This window comes from Rhizobium cerradonense, from assembly GCF_030182455.1.
Classification (GTDB): Bacteria; Pseudomonadota; Alphaproteobacteria; order Rhizobiales; family Rhizobiaceae; genus Rhizobium.
In genome coordinates this window covers 449,446-469,913 of the sequence record NZ_JAQJCK010000007.1, presented here as the reverse complement: position 1 = coordinate 469,913, position 20,468 = coordinate 449,446, and the positions used below count along the sequence as shown (strand labels likewise).

At 60.4% G+C, this 20,468-nt stretch carries 21 protein-coding genes and 1 tRNA gene; 14 read left to right on the top strand and 8 right to left on the bottom strand.

From position 1 onward, the window contains the following. Positions 1-75 precede the first annotated feature (75 nt). The 3 genes from pncB (at position 76) to PH547_RS19050 (ending at position 2,033) form a co-directional block, all read left to right on the top strand. Positions 76-1,380, top strand: a complete 1,305-nt coding sequence (pncB, locus tag PH547_RS19060; RefSeq protein ID WP_104821612.1) for a nicotinate phosphoribosyltransferase — start codon at positions 76-78, stop codon at positions 1,378-1,380. Positions 1,381-1,467: 87 nt separating this feature from the next. After that, positions 1,468-1,752, top strand: coding sequence for a CopG family ribbon-helix-helix protein (locus PH547_RS19055; protein WP_104821613.1), 285 nt, complete (start codon positions 1,468-1,470; stop codon positions 1,750-1,752). Further along, on the top strand, positions 1,740-2,033 hold the full coding sequence (locus PH547_RS19050; RefSeq protein WP_104821614.1) for a type II toxin-antitoxin system RelE/ParE family toxin: 294 nt from the start codon (positions 1,740-1,742) through the stop codon (positions 2,031-2,033). The genes PH547_RS19055 and PH547_RS19050 overlap by 13 nt, the downstream gene beginning before the upstream one ends. Positions 2,034-2,044: 11 nt before the next feature. Here PH547_RS19050 and PH547_RS19045 read toward each other — a convergent pair whose 3' ends face one another. Then, positions 2,045-3,010, bottom strand: a complete 966-nt coding sequence (locus PH547_RS19045; protein ID WP_285169107.1) for a DUF1444 domain-containing protein — start codon at positions 3,008-3,010, stop codon at positions 2,045-2,047. A gap of 164 nt (positions 3,011-3,174) precedes the next feature. On the opposite strand from PH547_RS19045, the gene PH547_RS19040 reads away from it, so the two are divergent. Beyond that, positions 3,175-5,337, top strand: a complete 2,163-nt coding sequence (locus PH547_RS19040; protein WP_104821615.1) for a mechanosensitive ion channel family protein — start codon at positions 3,175-3,177, stop codon at positions 5,335-5,337. Between the two features lie 97 nt (positions 5,338-5,434). Continuing rightward, positions 5,435-6,463 carry an aldo/keto reductase gene (locus tag PH547_RS19035; protein WP_104821616.1) on the top strand — a complete coding sequence of 343 codons (1,029 nt, stop codon included), beginning with the start codon at positions 5,435-5,437 and terminating at the stop codon, positions 6,461-6,463. Positions 6,464-6,499: 36 nt separating this feature from the next. Here PH547_RS19035 and PH547_RS19030 read toward each other — a convergent pair whose 3' ends face one another. From PH547_RS19030 to PH547_RS19015, 4 genes are all read right to left on the bottom strand, one after another. Continuing rightward, positions 6,500-7,228 carry an SDR family NAD(P)-dependent oxidoreductase gene (locus PH547_RS19030; RefSeq protein WP_104821617.1) on the bottom strand — a complete coding sequence of 243 codons (729 nt, stop codon included), beginning with the start codon at positions 7,226-7,228 and terminating at the stop codon, positions 6,500-6,502. Then, the gene (locus tag PH547_RS19025) at positions 7,225-8,346 is read right to left on the bottom strand and encodes an alkene reductase (RefSeq protein ID WP_104821618.1); all 1,122 of its coding nucleotides are present in this window, start codon (positions 8,344-8,346) and stop codon (positions 7,225-7,227) included. Before PH547_RS19025 ends, PH547_RS19030 begins: the two co-directional genes overlap by 4 nt. Positions 8,347-8,533: 187 nt before the next feature. Beyond that, positions 8,534-9,340, bottom strand: a complete 807-nt coding sequence (locus PH547_RS19020) for an alpha/beta fold hydrolase (protein WP_104821619.1) — start codon at positions 9,338-9,340, stop codon at positions 8,534-8,536. Positions 9,341-9,426: 86 nt separating this feature from the next. Beyond that, on the bottom strand, positions 9,427-10,176 hold the full coding sequence (locus PH547_RS19015) for a sulfite exporter TauE/SafE family protein (protein WP_104824944.1): 750 nt from the start codon (positions 10,174-10,176) through the stop codon (positions 9,427-9,429). Positions 10,177-10,259: 83 nt separating this feature from the next. Between PH547_RS19015 and PH547_RS19010 the strand changes: the two genes are divergently transcribed. Further along, positions 10,260-11,186: a LysR substrate-binding domain-containing protein gene (locus PH547_RS19010; RefSeq protein ID WP_483315552.1), complete on the top strand. Its 927-nt coding sequence runs from the start codon at positions 10,260-10,262 to the stop codon at positions 11,184-11,186. A gap of 47 nt (positions 11,187-11,233) precedes the next feature. Here PH547_RS19010 and PH547_RS19005 read toward each other — a convergent pair whose 3' ends face one another. Further along, a complete protein-coding gene (locus tag PH547_RS19005) occupies positions 11,234-11,779 on the bottom strand; it encodes a cytochrome b (RefSeq protein ID WP_285169072.1) in 546 nt (181 codons plus the stop codon). Next, positions 11,760-12,236, bottom strand: coding sequence for a MarR family winged helix-turn-helix transcriptional regulator (locus PH547_RS19000; RefSeq protein ID WP_104821621.1), 477 nt, complete (start codon positions 12,234-12,236; stop codon positions 11,760-11,762). The genes PH547_RS19005 and PH547_RS19000 overlap by 20 nt, the downstream gene beginning before the upstream one ends. Positions 12,237-12,331: 95 nt before the next feature. Here PH547_RS19000 and PH547_RS18995 point away from each other — a divergent pair, with 95 nt between their 5' ends. Continuing rightward, positions 12,332-12,700: an antibiotic biosynthesis monooxygenase family protein gene (locus tag PH547_RS18995; RefSeq protein ID WP_104821622.1), complete on the top strand. Its 369-nt coding sequence runs from the start codon at positions 12,332-12,334 to the stop codon at positions 12,698-12,700. A 171-nt stretch (positions 12,701-12,871) separates the two neighbouring features. Here the strand turns inward: PH547_RS18995 and PH547_RS18990 are convergent. Next, positions 12,872-12,961 (bottom strand) — tRNA-Ser (locus PH547_RS18990). Between the two features lie 234 nt (positions 12,962-13,195). Here PH547_RS18990 and PH547_RS18985 point away from each other — a divergent pair. The 7 genes from PH547_RS18985 (at position 13,196) to PH547_RS18955 (ending at position 20,467) form a co-directional block, all read left to right on the top strand. Continuing rightward, positions 13,196-13,513, top strand: coding sequence for a hypothetical protein (locus PH547_RS18985; protein WP_104821623.1), 318 nt, complete (start codon positions 13,196-13,198; stop codon positions 13,511-13,513). Between the two features lie 57 nt (positions 13,514-13,570). Next, entirely contained in the window at positions 13,571-14,389 is an 819-nt protein-coding gene (locus PH547_RS18980) for an AraC family transcriptional regulator (RefSeq protein WP_245463917.1), read from the top strand. A 127-nt stretch (positions 14,390-14,516) separates the two neighbouring features. Then, positions 14,517-15,392, top strand: a complete 876-nt coding sequence (locus tag PH547_RS18975) for an NAD(P)H-binding protein (RefSeq protein WP_104821625.1) — start codon at positions 14,517-14,519, stop codon at positions 15,390-15,392. 395 nt (positions 15,393-15,787) lie between these two features. Continuing rightward, positions 15,788-16,783, top strand: a complete 996-nt coding sequence (locus PH547_RS18970) for a BMP family lipoprotein (RefSeq protein ID WP_104821626.1) — start codon at positions 15,788-15,790, stop codon at positions 16,781-16,783. A gap of 79 nt (positions 16,784-16,862) precedes the next feature. After that, positions 16,863-18,374 carry an ABC transporter ATP-binding protein gene (locus PH547_RS18965; protein ID WP_104821627.1) on the top strand — a complete coding sequence of 504 codons (1,512 nt, stop codon included), beginning with the start codon at positions 16,863-16,865 and terminating at the stop codon, positions 18,372-18,374. Between the two features lie 7 nt (positions 18,375-18,381). Further along, entirely contained in the window at positions 18,382-19,485 is a 1,104-nt protein-coding gene (locus tag PH547_RS18960) for an ABC transporter permease (protein ID WP_104821628.1), read from the top strand. Positions 19,486-19,495: 10 nt separating this feature from the next. After that, a complete protein-coding gene (locus PH547_RS18955) occupies positions 19,496-20,467 on the top strand; it encodes an ABC transporter permease (protein ID WP_104821629.1) in 972 nt (323 codons plus the stop codon). Position 20,468 lies beyond the last annotated feature (1 nt).

Sequence of the window (20,468 nt, the reverse complement as noted above, 5' to 3'; positions counted from 1 at the left end):
CATTATACCCGCCGCCAGTGAGCTGGAAGGCGGAAAGCATGACGTCCGGGGCGCAGGGAGACGGGCAGGAACGAGATGACGAAGACGGATATCGCCACCCGTGTCTATAACCATACCTGGAAGCTCGATCCGATCATCCGCAGCCTGATCGATACGGATTTCTATAAGCTTCTGATGCTGCAGATGATCTGGAAGCTTTATCCAGATGTCGACGCCACCTTCTCCCTGATCAACCGCACCAAGAGCGTCCGGCTCGCCGAAGTGATCGACGAGAAGGAATTGCGCGAGCAGCTCGATCACGCGCGTACGCTCAGGCTTGCCAAAAAGGAGATGATCTGGCTGGCGGGTAACAGCTTCTACGGCCGCGCCCAGATCTTCGAGCCGGAATTCCTGGCCTGGCTGTCGAACTTTCAGCTTCCGGAGTACGAGCTATCCAAGCGTGACGGCCAGTATATTCTCGACTTCCACGGGTCGTGGAAGGAAACAACGATGTGGGAGATTCCGGCCCTCGCCATCATCAACGAACTCCGATCGCGCGCGGCGCTGAAGGCGCTTGGCCCCTTCACGCTCGATGTCCTCTATGCGCGGGCCAAGGCGAAGATGTGGGAAAAGGTCGAGCGGCTGAGAGAGCTGCCGAACCTGCGTATTTCCGATTTCGGCACCCGCCGGCGCCATAGTTTCCTCTGGCAGCGTTGGTGCGTGGAAGCGCTGAAGGAAGGTGTCAGCCATGCTTTCACCGGCACCAGCAACGTCCTTCTCGCCATGGATTCCGATCTCGAGGCCGTCGGTACCAACGCGCACGAGCTGCCGATGGTCGCGGCGGCGCTCGCCAAGACTGACGATGAGCTTGGCAAGGCGCCTTACAAGGTGCTGCGCGACTGGAACCGCCTCTACGGCGGCAACCTGCTGGTGGTTCTGCCCGATGCCTTTGGCACGGCTTCGTTCCTGCGCAACGCACCGGAATGGGTGGCCGACTGGACCGGTTTTCGTCCGGATAGCGCCCCTCCGATCGAGGGCGGCGAAAAGATCATCGACTGGTGGAAGAAGATGGGCCGCGACCCGCGCCAGAAACTTCTGATCTTCTCCGACGGCCTGGATGTCGATGCGATCATCGCCACCTACAAGCATTTCGAGGGCCGCGTGCGCATGGGCTTTGGCTGGGGCACCAACCTCACCAATGATTTCGCCGGCTGCGCCCCCACCGAAATCGAGGGTCTCAACCCCATCTCGATCGTCTGCAAGGTGATCCAAGCCAATGGCCGCCCGGCCGTAAAGCTCTCGGACAATCCGCAGAAGGCAACGGGCGAGCCTGCAGAGGTCGAACGTTATCTGAAGTTCTTTGGAGCCGAGGATCGCGTCGATCAAGAGGTGCTGGTGTAGGCATTCCTTTGGCAGGAACCAGCCGATGGTTCTTTACGCAAGGGGCTGATACTATATCGTCGGTATCGGTTACCTCCGGAGAATTCGATGTCACCCGCTTTGAAGGCCAGTGTAGAAATTGATCCTGACGTGAACGAGCGCCTGGAGAAGCTGGCTGCCAGTCGCCACCGTCACCCGAATCGGCTGCTGAACGAAGCCGTCAGGCAGTATGTGGAACGTGAGGAAAAGCGCGACTCTCTGTTGCAGGATGTGCGTCGTTCATTGGACGACTATCAGGCGACGGGCCTGCATGTGACGGGCGATGAAGTCATTGCTTGGTTAGAGACTTGGGGCGACGACGATGAGAAGGCCCCACCTGAATGCCATCGGTAAGGCTGACGCAGCGCGCTCTTCGTGACCTCGAGCGGATGAGGGCATTTCTGCGGTCCAAAAATGCTGCCGCGGCGAGGAAGGCATCAGCAAGGATTATTCAAACAATTCAGATATTGTCGAGCCAGCCCGATATGGGGCGGCCCGTGGAAGGCTCAGAACAAGGATTACGCGAGCTCATCGTTACGTTTGGGCGGGATGGCTATATTGTTCTCTACCAATATATTGGTGAGGACGTTCTTATAGCAGCCATCCGCCATGGCCGCGAAGATGGCTACAAGTAACAACGCGTCACTTACTGCACGCTCCGCGCCACCCGTTTGAACAGCGACCATTTGCCGTTTTCCCAGCGATATTGATCGGGTGAGATCACATAGGGCACGTCGCTGAGGTCGGTGCTGATCAATTCGAGCAGGTGCAGTCCCTGGGCGTCGTTTTCGTGGGTGAAGAATACCTTGTCGCGTGACAGGAAGGCAGCGATCGGCGCAGCGCCACCGGACTGGTCCTGCACCTGCGCCCAGAATTTCGGCAGGAAGGCGACGCTGGATTCGAACTGGCCGTCGATCTCGACATATTGGAACTGGCTGCGTTTGGCGATCTGCACGCCGGTCTTCGCCAGGAACTTATAGAGGTTATCCTGCGCCGTATCCGCCAGTTCGCCGACGTCAATGCCCCAGCCGTCCAATGCGGTGGTCATGACATAGCTGACCGCGGTCTCGCCATTGACGACGAAAAGCCTGACCAGATTCTCGGCCTCATCGAGATAGACGAATTGCGGCGGCTCGGGTTCGTCCTTGACTGCCTGTATCATCTGCTGCCGCGCCACGTCGACGAAGCTGCGCGATTTCAGCACCGGCAGCACCTTGCCGAGCTCGTCGCCGCCTTCCAACGCTTCGGTCATGTTGAGATAGTTGAGCAGAGCCCGAGCACGCGCCTGTCCTTTCTTTTCGCGCAGCGCCAGCAGCGCGTTGCTTAGGAATTTCGTCATCGTGTCGCCGTTGCGGCTGTGCAGCGTCAGGCTGCCGGCGCCCGGATCATAGTCGACTTTGATAACCTCCCCGAAAAAGGGCAGGCGCTCTTGCAGGTAGGCGGCAAAGCGCGCCTCGTTTTCCAGCGCTTCGTCAGGAATGTTGAGATCGAGGCTCTTGATCGCCGGCGTGCCGGCAGGCTGTGGCGCGGGCGGGGCTGGCGGCTCGATTTGCGTGTTCGGCCGTTTGCCTCTGCCGAAGAGCTTTTTCAGGAAGTTGAACACGCGATACATCCCCAAGCGGTATTCCTGCAAAACCTAACGTGCCACCAGCTCGTGTGCAATGCCGATACCTAATTGATTGCGTGACTTGCGTAAGTGCCTGCTTGTCCGCACTAAAAAGGCGTATAGTCTGCAAAAACAGGCTGATCGGGCCGATTGCGAGAAGGGCGGCGCATATGAGTATTGTCGGGGGTGGCAGGCGGTCGATTGGAGCTCTGCTTCTATGTCTTATTGCATTTGCCGTACCGGCTGCGGTCCATGCGCAAACTGCGGCCGCACCATCGGCCGCCGCTCCGCCACCGGAGAAGGTCCGCGAACTCATTCAGTTGATGAACGAGCCCGACGTCAAACAGTGGCTTGCGTCACAGGTGAATGCCAAGCCTGCGTCGACGGACAATCCTAGCTCGGGCGGCGGCCAGATGTCGGAATTGTCCGATACGCTCGGCCATACCCGACGGCACCTGGAGATAGTGTCTCAAGCCGCGATGACATTGCCTTCCGAGGTGATGACGGCCACCAAGCGGCTTGAAAACGAAGGTGAGGCGGCGGGCCGGGTGCGCATCGGCATTCAGGCGGTGGTGCTGTTTTTCTTTGGTCTCGTGGCCGAACTGGTGGTTGCCCGCCTGATCAATGCCAAGCATATGCAGCGTACCGAGCGGGCGGCCGGGGTTGAGACCGAATTGCAGGCCGCGCGCTTCCAGTTCATGGGCGGCGTGGTGCCGGCCATCGTTCATGGCGTGGCGATGCTGGTTCCGCTTCTCATCTTCGATTGGCCGCCGATCATCGAAAGTTTTGCAATCGCCTGCGTCATCGCGATCGTCTCCATAAGGCTGGCGGTCTCGCTCGGCAGACTGCTGATGGAGCTGATAGCGATGCGAAGGGCGAGCGATGTTCTCGATGAGGATGGTGGCGCTGCGCGGATCGCCGAGCGGCGGCGCGTCGCGAAATACTGGTACAGGCGAGGCACCCTTTTCGTCATCTATTTCGCCTGCGGCTGGGCGGTGGTCCAGGCCATGGAGCCGCTCGGCTTCTCCGATGGCGCCCGCGCTCTGGTCGGCTATACGCTTGGCATCGGCCTGTTCCTGATTGCCGTCGAAGCTGTCTGGGCGCGTCCCGCGCATGCTGGAACGAATGGCAGGAAGGTCATCTCGTGGCTGTTGACCATCTATTTCGCCGCGCTTTGGTGCCTGTGGGTGAGCGGCTTCAATGGTCTGCTCTGGCTTGGCATCTATGTCATTCTGCTGCCGCGCGCGCTTTCGGTGTCGTCGCGGGCGGTGGAAGCGCTGCATGATGCGGCTGGCGGTGTTCTCGGTGCTGGCACGCTTGCGACAGTGCTGCTCGACCGCGGCGTACGCGCCGTCATCATCGCGCTTGCTGCCCTCTGGCTCGGCCATATGCTCGGTGTTGAAGCAACCATGATGATGAGGCCGCCTGAATCCATGATCGACCGCATCGCACGCGGCATCATCGGTGGCATCGTCATTCTGCTCGCCGCCGATTTGCTCTGGCATCTGTCGAGGACCTACATCAATGCCAAGCTGTCCGCGTCTGCGCCGCTCGTCAGCGACAGCGAGGAGATGAGGGCCCGGCGCGCTCGGCTGCACACGCTGCTGCCGATCTTCCGCAATATCCTTGCCGTGGCCATCGGCATCATCGCCATCATGATGGTGCTGTCGGGTCTCGGTATCGAGATCGGGCCGCTGATCGCCGGCGCCGGCGTGGTCGGTGTTGCCGTCGGTTTTGGCGCGCAGACCATCGTCAAGGATGTCATCAGCGGCATCTTCTATCTCTGGGATGATGCCTTCCGCATCGGCGAATATATCGAAAGCGGCAACCACAAGGGCGTGGTGGAATCCTTCAGCCTTCGCTCGGTGAAACTTCGTCATCAGCGCGGCCCGCTGGCGACGGTTCCCTTCGGCTCGCTCGGAGCGGTCAACAACATGAACCGCGATTGGGCGATCGACAAGATCATCATCAAGGTCACCTACGACACCGATTTGACGAAGACCAAGCGGATCATCAAGGAGATCGGCCAGCGACTGCTCGATGATCCGGAACTGGCACCCAACATCATCCAGACGCTGAAGATGAAGGGTGTCGAGCAGTTCGGTGATTTCGCGATCGAGATTAGGCTGGCGATCACCACCAAGCCCGGCGAAGTCTCCGTCATCCGTCGTAACGCCCTGGCGATGATCAAGCAGGCCTTCGATGAAAACGACATCCATTTTGCCTTCCCGACGGTCCAAGTCGCAAGCGAGAAGGATGCCGCCGCAGCGGCCGCCCGCCAAGTGATCGAGATGCGGACGGCGGGCATCGAAGGTGTTGAACAAACCGGGTAACCGCCACACATCACTCAAGCACGAGTGCGGTCCGACCTCCGTACGGTTCGCTCTCGCGCGCCATCTTTGATGCATCCATCCTTTTGGAGGTTATGTTATGGACTATCGCTATCTCGGCGGATCGGGTTTTCGCGTGCCGGTCCTGAGCTTCGGTACCGGCACCTTCGGCGGCAAAGGCGAGTTTTTCGGTGCCTGGGGCGCCACCGACGTCAATGAGGCAAGCCGTCTGATCGATATATGCCTCGATGCCGGTCTCAATTTCTTCGACAGCGCCGATGTTTATTCCGGCGGCGTTGCCGAGCAGGTGCTGGGCGAGGCGATCAAGGGTCGCCGCGACAAGGTGCTGATTTCCACCAAGGCAACCTTTCGCTCGGGCGATGGGCCGAATGATGTCGGCTCTTCGCGCTTCCACCTGATCAAGGCCGTGGAAGCTTCACTGAAGCGCCTGCAGACCGATCATATCGACCTCTTCCAGTTGCATGGCTTCGATGCCATGACACCGGTCGAGGAAACGCTGTCGGCGCTCGACGATCTCGTGCGTGCCGGCAAGATTCGCTATGTCGGCTGCTCGAATTTCTCCGGATGGCACCTGATGAAGTCATTGGCGGCGGCCGATCGCCACAACCTGCCGCGCTATGTCGCGCACCAGGCCTATTATTCGCTTGTCGGCCGCGATTACGAGTGGGAACTCATGCCGCTTGCTGTCGATCAGAAGGTCGGCACCGTCGTCTGGAGCCCGCTCGGCTGGGGCCGCCTGACCGGCAAGATTCGTCGAGGCCAACCATTGCCGGAGGTCAGCCGCTTGCACAAGACGGCGGACAATGGCCCACAGGTGGACAACGAGTATCTCTACACTGTGGTCGATGCGCTTGACGAGATTTCGAAGGAAACCGGCAAGACTATCCCGCAGGTGGCCCTGAACTGGCTGCTGCAGCGGCCGACAGTGTCGAGCATTATCGTTGGCGCCCGCGACGAAGGCCAGTTGCGCGACAATCTCGGTGCCGTCGGTTGGAACCTGACCACGGAGCAGGTCGCCCGCCTTGACGCCGCCAGCGCCCAGACGCCCACCTATCCCTATTGGCATCAGCGCGGCTTTAGTGAACGCAATCCCTTTCCTGCCGGCTGAGGATTTTTATGGGGTCGGCGCTGGTAAGCGCCGGCCTCAGAACGTTTCCTTATAGGGGCGCAGGTCGATCTCCTGCGTCCAGGCGGAGGGATGCTGGCGGTGGATATGCCAGTAGGTCTCGGCGATGGCATCGATGTTGAGCAGCGCGTCGGCCTCCACGTCCGGCCGCCTTGACCGCAATCTTTCGCCGTCGATGCCGCCATCGATGATGGTGTGGGCGACATGCAGGCCAAGCGGCCCGAACTCCCGCGCCATGCTCTGGCTGATCATCCTTAAGCCCGCCTTGGCGGCGGCGAACTGCGCATATCCTGCCTTGCCGCGCAGGCTTGCCGAAGCGCCGGTAAAGATCACTGTGCCGCGTCCGAGGGGGACGAGATGCCGGGCCGCCTCCCGCCCGACGAGGAAGCCGCCGAAACAGCAGATGCGCCAGAACTCCTCGAACTCGGCGGCGGTGACGCCGCGAAAGCCGACATGACGATTGATGCCGGCGTTAAAGACGATGAAGTCCGGCGGATCGATCTCATCCTGCGGCGCAAAGGCATGCTCGAACAGCCGCTTCACCGCGGCTTCGTTGGTCGCATCGGTTTCTATCGCTTCGGCACTGCCGCCAGAGGCATTGATGGCGTCAGCGACCTTGGTGATCTTTTCCAACGTCCGGCTGGCGATGATGACATGGTAGCCTTTGTCGGCCAGCAGCCGGCAGAGGGCTGCGCCGAGACCTTGTTCCGCTCCCACTCCAACGATGATGGCGCTTGGCATACTCATTCCGCAGCCTCCCTGGCGTCCAATGTCGGATAATCCGTATAGCCCTCTGCGCCGCCGCCGTAAAAGGTCGGGCGATGATAGGGGTTGAGGCTCGCGCCGCGGCGAATGCGCTCCGGCAGATCGGGATTGGCGATGAACAGTCGGCCGAAAGCGATGGCGTCAGCATGGCCGGCGGCGAGGGTAGTCTCGGCGGTTTCAGGCTTGAAATTGCCGGCGGCGATCAAGGTTCCGGACCAAGCAGGACGGAAGAGCTCCGCTGCCGACGGTACGTTCTTGTGGTCGACTTCGGCTTGGCCGGCGCCGCTGGCGCGCGGTTCGATCAGGTGCAGATAGGCAAGGTGCAGCCGGTCGAGCTCGCGGATGACATGGCCGTAGAGCCGCAACGGATCGTCCTCGCCGCTGTCATTGGCAATGCCGAAGGGGGAGAGGCGGACGCCGACGCGATCCGAACCCCAGACCTTGGACACCTCCTCGATCACTTCGAGCAGCAGGCGTGTCCGGTTCTCGATCGAACCGCCATATTGGTCAGTGCGTTGGTTCGAACGGGCCTGCAGGAATTGTTCGATCAGATAGCCGTTGGCGCCGTGGATTTCGACACCATCGAAACCGGCCGCCTTCGCATTGGCAGCCGCCCGGCCGTAGACGTCGATCAGCAGGGGCATCAGATCAGTATCGATTGCCTGCGGCGTCTCGAAGGGCACGCGCTCGAATGACGCCGTGAAAGCATTTCCGGCAGCCGCGATCGCCGACGGCGCGAATGGCAGGTCGCCATCAGGCTGATGCGAGGAATGGGAAATGCGGCCAACATGCCAGAGCTGCAGAAAGATCCGGCCGCGCTTGGCGTGAACCGCTTGGGTGATCGCTTTCCAGCCGGCGATCTGCTCCGACGTATGGATGCCCGGTGTTGCCGGCATTCCCTGTCCGGCGGGCGAAATCTGCGAACCCTCGGAAATGATCAACCCGCCCCTCGACGCGCGCTGCGCATAATATTCGACGTTCATCGCTGAAGGCACGTTGCCCGGCTGGCCTGCCCGCATGCGCGTCAACGGCGCCATGACGACACGATGCGCCAGTTCGTATGGACCGACGGCGAGCGGCGAAAACAAAGTAGTTGTCATGAAATTCTCCTGCCTGGAGCGGATTTTGCTCCCTGGGCGGAAGGGCCGGTCAGCGGCGGTTCGGTCTGGGGAGATTCGAAATATGATGATCATCATTTATCCGAACAATCGGACGTGCGCAACCAAATCCCGCGCGAGCAAGATCCGGAGAATGATGATTCCGCCGGGTTCCTGCCGGAGCCTTGGGCTACCCAGTAATCTTGCGAAGGAAAGTCAGCATCGCATCGTTGAACTGCCCCGGCCGCTGCAGCGGCGCGAAATGGCTGACGCCGGGAAGCAGGATAAGCCCCGCGCCCGAGATGCTGCGGGCGAGATGGTCGGCGTGGTCGCGCTTGATGAATTCGTCGTGCTCGCTATGCACGATGGCAACAGGCACGTCGATCTCGGCGAGATCGGAGGCAGAATAGTTCGGCTCCGTCCGCTGCATCAGGCTGACTGCCTGAACGAAGGCGTCGAACTGATCCGGCGTGGCCGAAAGCGCGGCATAGTCCTTCACATGTCGGGAAAAGCAACGGTCGATGATCGGCGTGGGCACGAATTCCTTTGTGCCGCTGGGGTCCATGTTGCACGCGAAATAGAAAACGCCTGCAATGCGCGCCGGATTGGTCCTAGCGAGGATCAAGCCGGTGCATGCCCCGTCGCTCCATCCGACGACGGCTGCTTTTTCAATGTGCAGCCTGTCCATCACGGCCAGCACGTCCGATGCCATCAGCTCATAGCTATAGGGTCGCAAATCGCGGGTGCTGCGCCCGTGGCCACGGCTATCGATGACGACGGCGCGATAGCCGGCATCGATCAAGGCCGGAACCTGATATCCCCAATTGCCGCTGTTTCCGAGGCCGCCATGCAGCAGGATCACCGGCATGCCGGACCCATAGGCCGCATACCAGATGCGGGCGCCGTCGTTTTCGACATGACCATGGACATCCGTGGCCGGCAGTGTCGCCGCGCCCTCTGCGGCAAATTTTTCGAGATCGTCGTCCTGGAATCCCATGCTGATCCGCCTCCCTGATGCCGTCCTTATATCGCATGACGCCGTGAACCCGAAACCTGGAAGAGGCTTCGCCGGCCGTTGGTGCGCTAGAAGAACGGACGCAGGGCGAGTTCGGTACCAAGCACGATGAGAGCGATCAGGAACCATCGGCGAAACGTTGCGGGACTGACCTTGCGTCGGATTGCCTGTCCCAGCCACATTCCGAGCAGCGCCGGCGCTACGGCGAGCGAGGACATCGCCAGATTATCGAGCTGAAAGGCTCCGCGCGCCGCCAATCCGATTGCAAGGGCGATGGTCGAAACCGTGAAGGAAAGCCCGAGCGCCTGGATCAGATCGTCCTTGCCCAATGCGAGGGCCTGAAGATAGGGAACGGCGGGAATGACAAGGACTCCGGTACCGCCAGTGACCGCGCCGGTCATCAGACCGATCAGCGCCGACAGCCAGGGTTCGGCCCTTTTCGGCACGGACAGTTGCCGGGCAAACAGGGTGTAGCCGGCATAGATGATCAGGGCGGCACCCAGCGCCATCGTGATCCACTGCGTATTGTCGCTCGCCAGCATCGAGGTGGCGGCGACCGTGCTGACAAGAATGCCGAGCAGCATGGGCCATAGCCTTCCGGCGAGGGCTGCGAAACTCGGTCCGGCGAACAACTGCCAGACATTGGAGACGAAGGACGGCACGATCAGCAAGGCGGCCGCCGCCACCGGCGGCATGATAGCGCCCAGCAGCCCCATGGCGACCGTCGGCAAGCCCATGCCGGTGACACCCTTGACGATGCCGGCGAGGAGGAAAGTTGAAGCGGTGGCAAGGATCAGCCAGGAAGAATGGTCGAACATGCCGCCATTTGTGGCAATTCCGCTGGCCGTCCGCAATGCGGATGATCCTAACTCAGCCTTTGGCTGTTCCGAAGGCTGGGGGCATGATAGCCTTCCGGCCCATGCGTTTCGATCTCACCGACCTTCGCCTGTTCCTGCTCGTCGTCGAGGCGGGCAGCATCACCCATGGAGCGGCGCGCGCCAATCTTGCGCTTCCTTCGGCCAGCGAACGGCTACGCGGAATGGAAGAGGTGAGCGGCGTGCGGCTGCTCGAACGCCGCCGCAGGGGGATCGCGCCGACGGCCGCCGGCGAGGCTCTGGCACACCACGCTCGTATCATCCTTCGGCAGATCGACCATATGCGGGGCGAGTTGGGCGTCTATGCCAAGGGGCTGAAGGGCAATATCCGGCTGCTGGCGAACACGGCCGCCATTACGGAATTTCTTCCCGAGGCGCTTGCGCCCTATCTCGCAACGCGTCCGCATATCGACATCGATCTGAATGAGCGGCTGAGCACCGAGATCGTGAAGGCGGTGGCGGGCGGCCTAGCGGAGATCGGCATTATCTCGGACGCCGTCGATGCCGGCAATTTGCAGCTCCTGCCCTTCGCCATCGATCGCCTCCTTCTCGTCCTGCCTGCCGATCATCCCTCGGCTTCAGCAAAGGCGCTTGCGTTTGTGGAAGTCGTCGGACAGGAATTCGTCGGATTGACGATCGGCAGCCCCTTGCAGGAGCATATCGACGAGCATGCGGCCCGTGCGGGCCATCCGCTGAAGTTTCGGGTCCGGATGCGAACATTCGAGGGCATCTGCCGAATGGTGGCCCAAGGCGTCGGCATCGGGATCGTGCCGGAAACCGCCGCGAAAAGATGCCGTCGATCGATGCCCATTCGCTCTGTCCGGCTGACCGACGACTGGGCAACACGCCGTCTCCTGCTCTGCATGCGTGCTATTGAGGACCTGTCTCCCTTCGCGCGCGATTTGGTCGAGCATCTGAGGACGATGGCGAAAGGCAAGGCGGGATCGCAATGAAATAATAAGAGGCCGAAGGTGAGGTCCCGCGGCTTTCCAGCACAACTCTAATCGCCGGACGACCCGGCATACCACATGCGCTGGAGCAGATCATCGCGGCGAACGAATTGGTGATAAAGGGCCGCACCGGCATGAAACACCAGCAGCCCGACAAGCAAGAAGGCACCCAAACCATGCGGTATTCGCGGCGGATAATCGGTGAAGTCGGGCAACATCGCCCCAGGCGCCCCAAATATAGCGGGTGCCGCGCCGCTTAGGATCATCATGCCGATGCCGCTGGCAGCCATACCAAGAATGACGAGGTAGAAGGCGATGTGAACCCCGCCCGCGATGCGCTCCTGCCAGAGAGGCAATCCCTCCGCCGGCAGTGGCTTCCGATCAAAACGCCACCACCAGACAATGCGAAGCAGCGTCAAGAACAGAATTGCGATCGCTACTGGAATATGGAAACGCAGGAAAGCAGCCTTGCTGGCCGCGTCCATAGCATTTGCGGCCCGGAAACCGGAGCCGAGCAGGGCCAGGATCAGGATGGCGCTCAGCCAGTGAATTGAGACTGCGACAGCGCCATAGCGATCAGACCTGCTCTTCAGCATCTTCATTTCTTTCCAGTTTGCCGCGCAGCACCGACATGACCCCGCGCATCGTTTCGATGTCCTCGACCAAGAGCCCGTCCGAGAGATCGTTGACCCAGGGGGCTTGCAGACGCATGGCGGCGTCGAATGTCTGCCTGCCCTTGTCCGTCATCAGGATGAGCTGCGCCCGCCGGTGGTGCGGATTGGGCTCGAAGGCAACGAGTCCGTCCTTCTCCAGATCGTTGACGATGCGCTGCACATTTTGGCGGTTGGCTCCCATGTCGCGCGCCAGCCACGCAACCGGCTGCGGCCGGTCCGCCGAATTGATAGCGCCGAGGATTTGCCAGCGGGCACTCGTCAGGCCGAGCGGAGCAACCAGCCTGTCGCCGGAGGCGAGCACGCGGCTGTGAAGCCTGAATAGATCGAGAATCAGACCGGTCAGGGCGATTCCGACCGGCGTTCGTTTGGTCTCTTGCATTTGTCATCCTGTATTCTATTTGACATCATAATGTCAATTATCTACGTGTATGGCGTCAGATTGACATCATGCAACCATATCGAACGGAGCACACCATGTCACCAATGCGCCCAATGGACCCCTCATTTCCGATTGACCGCCAAATCACCGTCGAAGCCGCCCCCGTTGTCCTCGTGAATCTCTTCACGCTCGATAAGGCGGATGAGGAGACGTTCCTCAATGCATGGCAAGACGATGCCGCGTTCATGAAGCGGCAGCCGGGTTTCATTTCGACCCAGCTTCATCGCGCGGTCGGCGAGAGCCCCGCCTATCTGAACTATGCCGTCTGGGAGACTATGGCTGATTTCCGAGCCGCCTTCACGCATCCGGAGTTCAGGAAAAAAATCTCGGCCTATCCATCCTCGTCCGTTGCCTCGCCCCATCTGTTCCAGAAGGTCGGGGTCCCTGGCATCTGCGTGGCATAGACGCGGCTGCGGCAAGAAACTGAAAAGAAGAAAAAAGCGAGAGTCGACGCGGCTCACACTCAAAGTTCTCGCCACGCAATGCTTGCTGGCGTCATGCTGTCGATCGGCATGACGCTTCGCGGCTACCGGAAGAGAATAAAAAGCTGAAATGATTATCGAAAATTTCGAGAATGGCGGACAGGGAGGGATTCGAACCCTCGGTACGCTTTCACGTACACACGCGTTCCAGGCGTGCGCCTTAAACCACTCGGCCACCTGTCCTTTGGCGTTTCGCAACCGGTCAGGAGGCAAATCGTCGGAACGGCCGCGATATATACCGATGAATTTCTTAGGATCAACCCGAATCTGACAGATTTTTGACTTCCCGACAGAAAACTCCAGACCTTTGGTCCATTGCGCTTATCCGGCTCCGATCATATCTAAGAAGAAGGACGGAGCGGAATGCAGTAACCCAGTCGACTATGGCCGACGGGAAGTGAGTATGCGGAGGGTTCGATGCGTTTCTTGTTGCGTTTTGCCAGTCTCGTCGCGCTGGTCGTTGCGGTGGTCGCCGGCACCATCGATTCCATCCAATCGGTTGCGGCCTCCGCCGTGGTGCTGACCCCGATGGAGGATGCCTGGAACGATGTCAGCCCGTCGTCCCTTGCGACCGTCCAGTCGCTGATTTCCTATTATATCCATCCGCGCCTTTATGATCTGGCCGTGCAGTGGTTGCTGTTCCAGCCGGCTTTCGCGGTGTTCTTGGCGATCTCGCTGCTTTTGTGGATGGCCGCCTACAAGAAGCCGCCGGTTGCCGGTCGCTTCAGCGTTTAGACCGCCCGGGCGCAGTAAGAATCCGGTCCACTGGGCGCTGGAGACGGGAGATGGAACTTGCTTGACCACGACCTCGGCCCCTTCGGCATCAGAGCGACCCGGTGGCATATCGCTGCTGGCCTGACATACATTCCCGCAACACCCTTTCACCGTCTTGGAATTCATATGGGAGCGCCGGTTAACGCCTCCTGCCGGTGCGACGGCTGGCAGCATCGCCGCGTTCAGTCGCATGGCGATATCGATATCGTTCCGGCCGGATTGGATGGCGAATGGGAAGACGACGCCGACTGCACAATTCTGCGCTTGTGGATAAGCCCCGCGATCATGCGCGGTGCGGCGGAGGATATGGAGATCGATCCAGACAGCATTGCCATCCGTCCCAAGTTTCAGCATCGCGATCCAGGTATCGAGCACATCGCCCTGGCGCTGGAAACGCAAACGAAGGTGGATGAACCCGCCGATCGCCTGTTCGTTGAAAGCCTTGGCAGGGCGCTGGCGGTGCGGCTCATCGCTGGTACATTCGATGCGACAACCGTTTCGGCTAGGCAAAAGCTTTCATCGAACCAGAGACGCAGGCTGGTCGAGTTCATTGAATCCCATCTTGATGGGGATTTATCGCTGGCACAGTTGGCGGAGGTGGCGGCGATCAGCGTTTCGCATCTGAAGGTGCTGTTTCGCCGCTCGTTCGGCATGCCGGTGCATCAATATGTGATCCGCCGCCGGGTGGAGCGCGCCAGACACCTGCTTGCCATGGGAGAGCTGTCGATCAGCCAGATCGCGCTCGCCGCAGGCTTCGCCCATCAGAGCCATATGGCACAGGCGATGAAGCGCATTCTCGGCATAACACCGACCGGCATCGCCCGGATGAGGCGATAGTCCAGGGAAGGTCGCGTCGGCACGGTATTTTGCTGTCCATTTCTGCTCTCCATTGTCCGATCCTGTGCGACAGGACGCATAAAAACAGCATGCTCCACATCCACGATGAACGTTTGAGGATGAAGAGATGTTCGTAATTTTGGGCGCGACCGGAAAGATTGGGCGGGCGACGATTGCCGAGCTTCGCCGCCAGGGCGCACCGGTAAGAGCCGTCGTGCGACGTCAAAATAGCGCCGATGATCTAAGCGCCATGGGTTGCGATGTCGCCATCGCCGATATTCAGGACAGTGCGGCTCTTTCTGAAAGCATGAGAGGCGCGACGGCCGTGCAGATCATCTGCCCCACAAGCGTTCAGGCGGATGATGCAGCCGCGGAGATGAAAAACAGCATAAGAACGATCGTCGATGCACTCGACCGGAACAGGCCGAGCTCCGTTCTAGCGATCTCCGACTACGGCGCGCATCTTGCATCCGACACAGGCATCACGCTGATTTTCCATCATCTGGAATCCGAACTGAAAAAGCTGCCCGCCGCTCTGACCTTCCTGCGCTCGGCCGAACACATGCAGAATTGGAGCCGCCAGATCGGACGCGCGATCGAGACCGGGGTGCTCCCAAGCCGGCATCATCCGGTCACTAAACTATTTCCCACCGTGTCGGCTCCCGATGTCGGCGTTATTGCGGGCGAATTGCTGCTATCCGGCACCCAGGCACCTCTCAGCATCATTCATGCGGAGGGGCCAGATCGCTACAGCGTCGAGGATGTTGCGCGGATTGCTGGAGAGCTTGCCGGCCGGAAAATTATCGCCAGCGAGATGCCTCGCCTGGACTGGATCCCTGCACTCGTTCGGGGAGGAATAAGCGCAAGCTATGCCGAACTGGTTGCGGAATTGTATGACGCCCACAATGCCGGACGGATCGATGCGGAGCCGGGTGTCGGCGATATAAGACGCGGCCGAACCGGACTGCGCGAGGTTCTGACTTCGATGATGAAAAGCTTATGACTGAGGGATCTCGACACGACGAGCTGCCTCGCGAAATCGGGCGATCAAATGCGTTTTGGACAATCGCTTTGATATAGATTACTCGAGTATCGAGGCAACCGATCGTGAATGCCGCAAGCGTTTAAGACCGTTCTTGCCACATCGGCCATCCGACCTTGTTTGGCTAATAAAATCGCAGTTTGAGGGCGAAAATGTTCAAAAATCAGCTCTCTTGGGCGGGTTTTTGGCAATTCCCACAAATCTTTACCAACTGAAAAATTTCTCGTGAATTTTTCCTGCAGCCATGCAAGGATGCGCCAGCTTGGCCTCGGGGGAGGCCGGCGGTTCCGCAGACATGTCCGGTCAACGGACTTGCGGGAGGACCCAACAAGATAGCAACAATAGGGCTGCAACTCATGAAAAAATCCCTTTTGACCCTTTTCGCCTTGGCTGCCATGTCGGCAACGGCGCTTGCGGCCGACATTAAGCCGGCGATCGTTTATGGCACCGGCGGCAAGTTCGACAAGTCCTTCAACGAAGCGGCCTATAACGGCGCCGAAAGGTTCAAGAAGGAAACCGGCGTCGCCTATCGCGACTTCGAGCCGACGGGCGACACCCAGGGCGAACAGGCGCTGCGCAACTTCGCCAGCAAGGGCTTCAATCCGGTTATCGCCGTCTCCTTCGCCTGGACGTCCGCTCTGCAGAAGGTTGCTGCCGAATATCCGAAGACCCAGTTCGTTCTGATCGACGACAGCCTCGACCTGCCGAACGTTCGTTCCGTCAAGTTCAAGGAAAATGAAGGTTCCTACCTCGCCGGCGTCATGGCTGCCATGGCTTCGAAGACCGGCAAGATCGGCTTCGTCGGCGGCATGGACATTCCGCTGATCCGCAAGTTCGAATGTGGTTATGAGCAGGGCGCCCGCGCCGCCAATCCGAAGATCGAAGTCTTCCAGAACATGACCGGCACGACCGGCGCTGCCTGGAACGACCCGGTTCGCGGCGGCGAGCTCACCAAGAACCAGATCGACCAGGGTGCTGACGTTGTTTACGCGGCTGCCGGCGCGACTGGCCTCGGCGTGCTGCAGACGGCTGCCGACAACAAGAAGCTTTCGGTCGGCGTCGACTCCAACCAGAACTACCTGCATCCGGGTTCGGTCCTGACTTCTGTCGTCAAGCGCGTCGACCTCGCCGTCTATAACGCCTTTACCGATGCCAAGAACGGCAAGTTCACGGCCGGCACGCAGGAACTCGGCCTCAAGGAAGAGGGCGTGGGCGCTGCCATGGACGACAACAACAAGCCGCTCGTCACGCCGGAAATGAAGGCCGCCGTCGACAAGGCAACCGCCGACATCATCTCCGGCACGATCAAGGTGCACGACTACACGACCGACAACGCCTGCCCGAAGAGCTGATATGAAATAAGGGCGTATGACGTATTCAAACGTCATACGCCCTTTTCTTATCCGGAAGCCTGATTTCTGGAGCTGCGTAGTGAGCCAAACGCCTGCCATCGAACTCGTGGGCATCGACAAGAAGTTCGGTGCCGTCCATGCCAACAAAGACATCAACCTGACCGTTTCCAAGGGCTCGATCCACGGAATCATCGGTGAGAACGGTGCCGGGAAGTCGACTCTGATGTCGATCATCTACGGCTTCTATCATGCCGACAGCGGCGAGATCCGCATCAACGGCAATCCCATCGCCATCCGCGACAGCCAGACGGCCATTGCCGCCGGCATCGGCATGGTGCACCAGCATTTCATGCTGGTCGATAATTTCACCGTGCTCGAGAACGTCATGCTCGGCGCCGAAGGCGGCGCTTTGTTGGCGAAGGGTGTCACGGCTGCCCGCGCCGAACTGAGGCGCCTGGAAACGGATTACGGCCTGGATGTCGATCCGGACGCCTTGATCGAGGAGCTTCCAGTCGGTCAGCAGCAGCGCGTCGAAATTTTGAAGGCCATGTATCGCGGCGCCGAGATCCTCATCTTGGACGAGCCGACCGGCGTTTTGACACCGGCCGAAGCCGACAATCTGTTCCGGATTCTCCGCGTGTTGCGCGATCAGGGCAAGACCATCATCCTCATCACCCATAAGCTGCGCGAAATCATGGCCATCACCGATACGGTGTCGGTCATGCGCCGCGGCGAAATGGTTGCCACGCGCAAGACGGCGGAAACCACCGTCGAAGAGCTCGCCGAGCTGATGGTCGGCCGTCGCGTGTTGCTGCGCGTCGAAAAAGGCTCTGCCCATCCCGGCGAGGTCGTGCTCTCCGTCCGCAATCTGACCGTCAAGGACGGCCGTGGCGTTACCATGGTCGACAATGTTTCCTTCGACGTCCGCGCCGGCGAGATCGTCGGCATCGCTGGCGTCGCCGGTAATGGTCAGTCGGAGCTATTGGAGGCGATCGCCGGCATCCGCAAGCCCGCCTCGGGCGAAATCCACCTGCACGGCGAGCCGATCGGCACCGCCGATCCCGCGGCCTTGCGTGAACTCGGCCTCGCCCATATTCCGGAAGACCGCCATCACATGGGCCTCGTCCTCAAGTTTGAGGAATATGAAAATTCCATGCTCGGCTACCACCGTGATGTGAAATACGGCAGGGCCGGCATGCTCGATCTCGACGCCATGCGCAAGGATGCAATTGAAAAGATCGAGAAATACGACATTCGCCCGCCAAACGCCCGGCTGAAGACCGCCAATTTCTCTGGCGGCAACCAGCAGAAGATCGTTGTCGCCCGCGAGATCGAGCGCGATCCGAAGGCTCTGCTGATCGGCCAGCCGACGCGCGGCGTCGACATCGGCGCCATCGAGTTCATCCATCGCCGCATCATCGAGATGCGCGATGCCGGCAAGGCGATCCTGCTGGTGTCGGTGGAGCTGGATGAAATCCGCGCCCTTTCGGACCGCATCCTCGTCATGTTCGCCGGCCACGTCGTCGGCGAAAAAACGGCTGACGCCGGTGAACAGACACTCGGCCTGATGATGGCCGGCATTGCCGCATGAGGCCTTGATGAGCACTGCATCCGTTCCGCTTCCCAATTGGATCAATTATGGCCTGATCCCGGTCCTCAACCTCGTTATCGCTTTCCTGATTTCCGGTCTCGTGGTCTGGTTCATCGGCGAAAGCCCGCTGGATGCGCTGAACCTGCTCTTGCAGGGCGCGCTCGGCAGCGGCGAGGGCATCGGCTTCACGCTGTTCTATGCCACGAGCTTCATTTTCACCGGCCTATCGGTGGCCGTCGCCATTCATGCGGGCCTGTTCAACATCGGCTCGGAAGGCCAGGCCTATGTCGGCGGCCTCGGCTGCGCGCTTGTGGCGCTGACGCTCGACAATTATGTGCCCTGGTATGTGACGATGCCTTTCGCGGTCATCGGCTCAGCCATTTTCGGCGCGCTTTGGGCTCTCATTCCCGCCTGGCTGCAGGCTAAGCGCGGCAGCCACGTGGTCATCACCACCATCATGTTCAACTTCATTGCCTCGGCGATGATGAATTTCATCCTGGTGCATGTGCTGATCGTACCCGGCAAGATGGCGCCGGAAACCCGTACCTTCCTCGCGGGCGGTCAGCTTCCGAAGTTGGACTGGCTGATGGGCATCTTCGGTTCGACGATCGGTGCGGCACCCCTCAACGTGTCCTTCCTGATCGCGCTGGTCATGTGCTTCCTCGTCTGGATGCTCGTCTGGCGCACCAAGCTCGGCTATGAAATGCGCACGCTCGGCCTCAGCCCAACGGCTGCCGTCTATGCCGGCATTCCGTATGCCCGCACGGTCATCATCGCGATGCTGCTCTCGGGCGGCTTGGCCGGCATGATGGCGCTCAATCCGGTGATGGGCGCTTCGGCCCGCCTGCAGGTCGAGTTCGTGCTTGGCGCCGGTTTCGTCGGCATCGCCGTATCCCTGATGGGCCGCAACCATCCGGTCGGCATCATCCTTGCGGCGATCCTGTTTGGGATTCTCTACCAGGGCGGCGATGCGCTTTCCTTCGACATGCCCAACATCACGCGCGACATGATCGTGGTTATCCAGGGCCTCGTCATCCTGTTCGCCGGCGCGCTCGAATATATGTTCCGGCCCGCGATGGTGCGCACCTATCAAAAATTAGCCAGGGCCTGAGGATCGGACGATGGAATATTATGATCTCCTCATCAGCATATTTGGCTCGACCATCCGCCTGTCGATTCCGCTGATCTTTACGGCCCTTGCCGGCCTGTTTTCCGAGCGCGCCGGCATTTTCGACATCGGTCTCGAAGGCAAGATGCTGGCGTCCGCGTTCGCCGCCGCCTGTGTCGCCTCCGTCTCCGGCTCGGCCTGGGCTGGTCTCGGCGCCGGCATCGTCATATCGGTCGCCCTCGGCCTCCTGCATGGCTTTGCCTCGATCACCAACCGCGGCAACCAGATCGTCTCGGGCGTTGCGATCAACTTCCTGACCGCCGGCCTGACCATCGTGCTCGGCCAAGCCTGGTTCGGCCAGGGTGGGCGCACGCCGACGCTGCCGGCCGAGGCGCGTTTCGCTTCGATCACCTTGCCGGGTGCCAACGCCATCCATGACGTGCCCTTCATCGGGCCGCTCTATGCCAACGTCATCTCAGGCAATAATATTCTCACCTATCTCGCCTTCCTTGCTGTGCCGATTTCCTGGTGGATCCTCTATCGCACCCGCTTTGGCCTGCGTCTGCGCGCCGTCGGCGAAAATCCGGGCGCCGTCGATACGGCCGGCATCTCCGTCGAGTGGCTACGGTATCGCTCGCTGATCGTCGCCGGCATTCTCTGCGGCTTCTCCGGCACCTATCTTGCCATCGCCCAATCGGCCGCCTTCATCAACAACATGTCTGCGGGCAAGGGCTATATCGCGCTCGCGGCGCTGATCTTCGCCAAATGGAAGCCGGTGCCGGTCATGTTCACCTGCCTGCTCTTCGGCTTCCTCGATGCTTTCGCCAACTTCATGCAGGGCAAGGCCGTGCCTGGCATCGGTGAAGTGCCGGTGCAGATTTTCCAGGCGCTGCCCTATATTCTGACCTGCATCCTGCTCGCAGGCTTCATCGGCGTCGCCAAACCGCCAAAGGCGGGCGGCGTGCCCTACACCAAGGAGCGCTGAT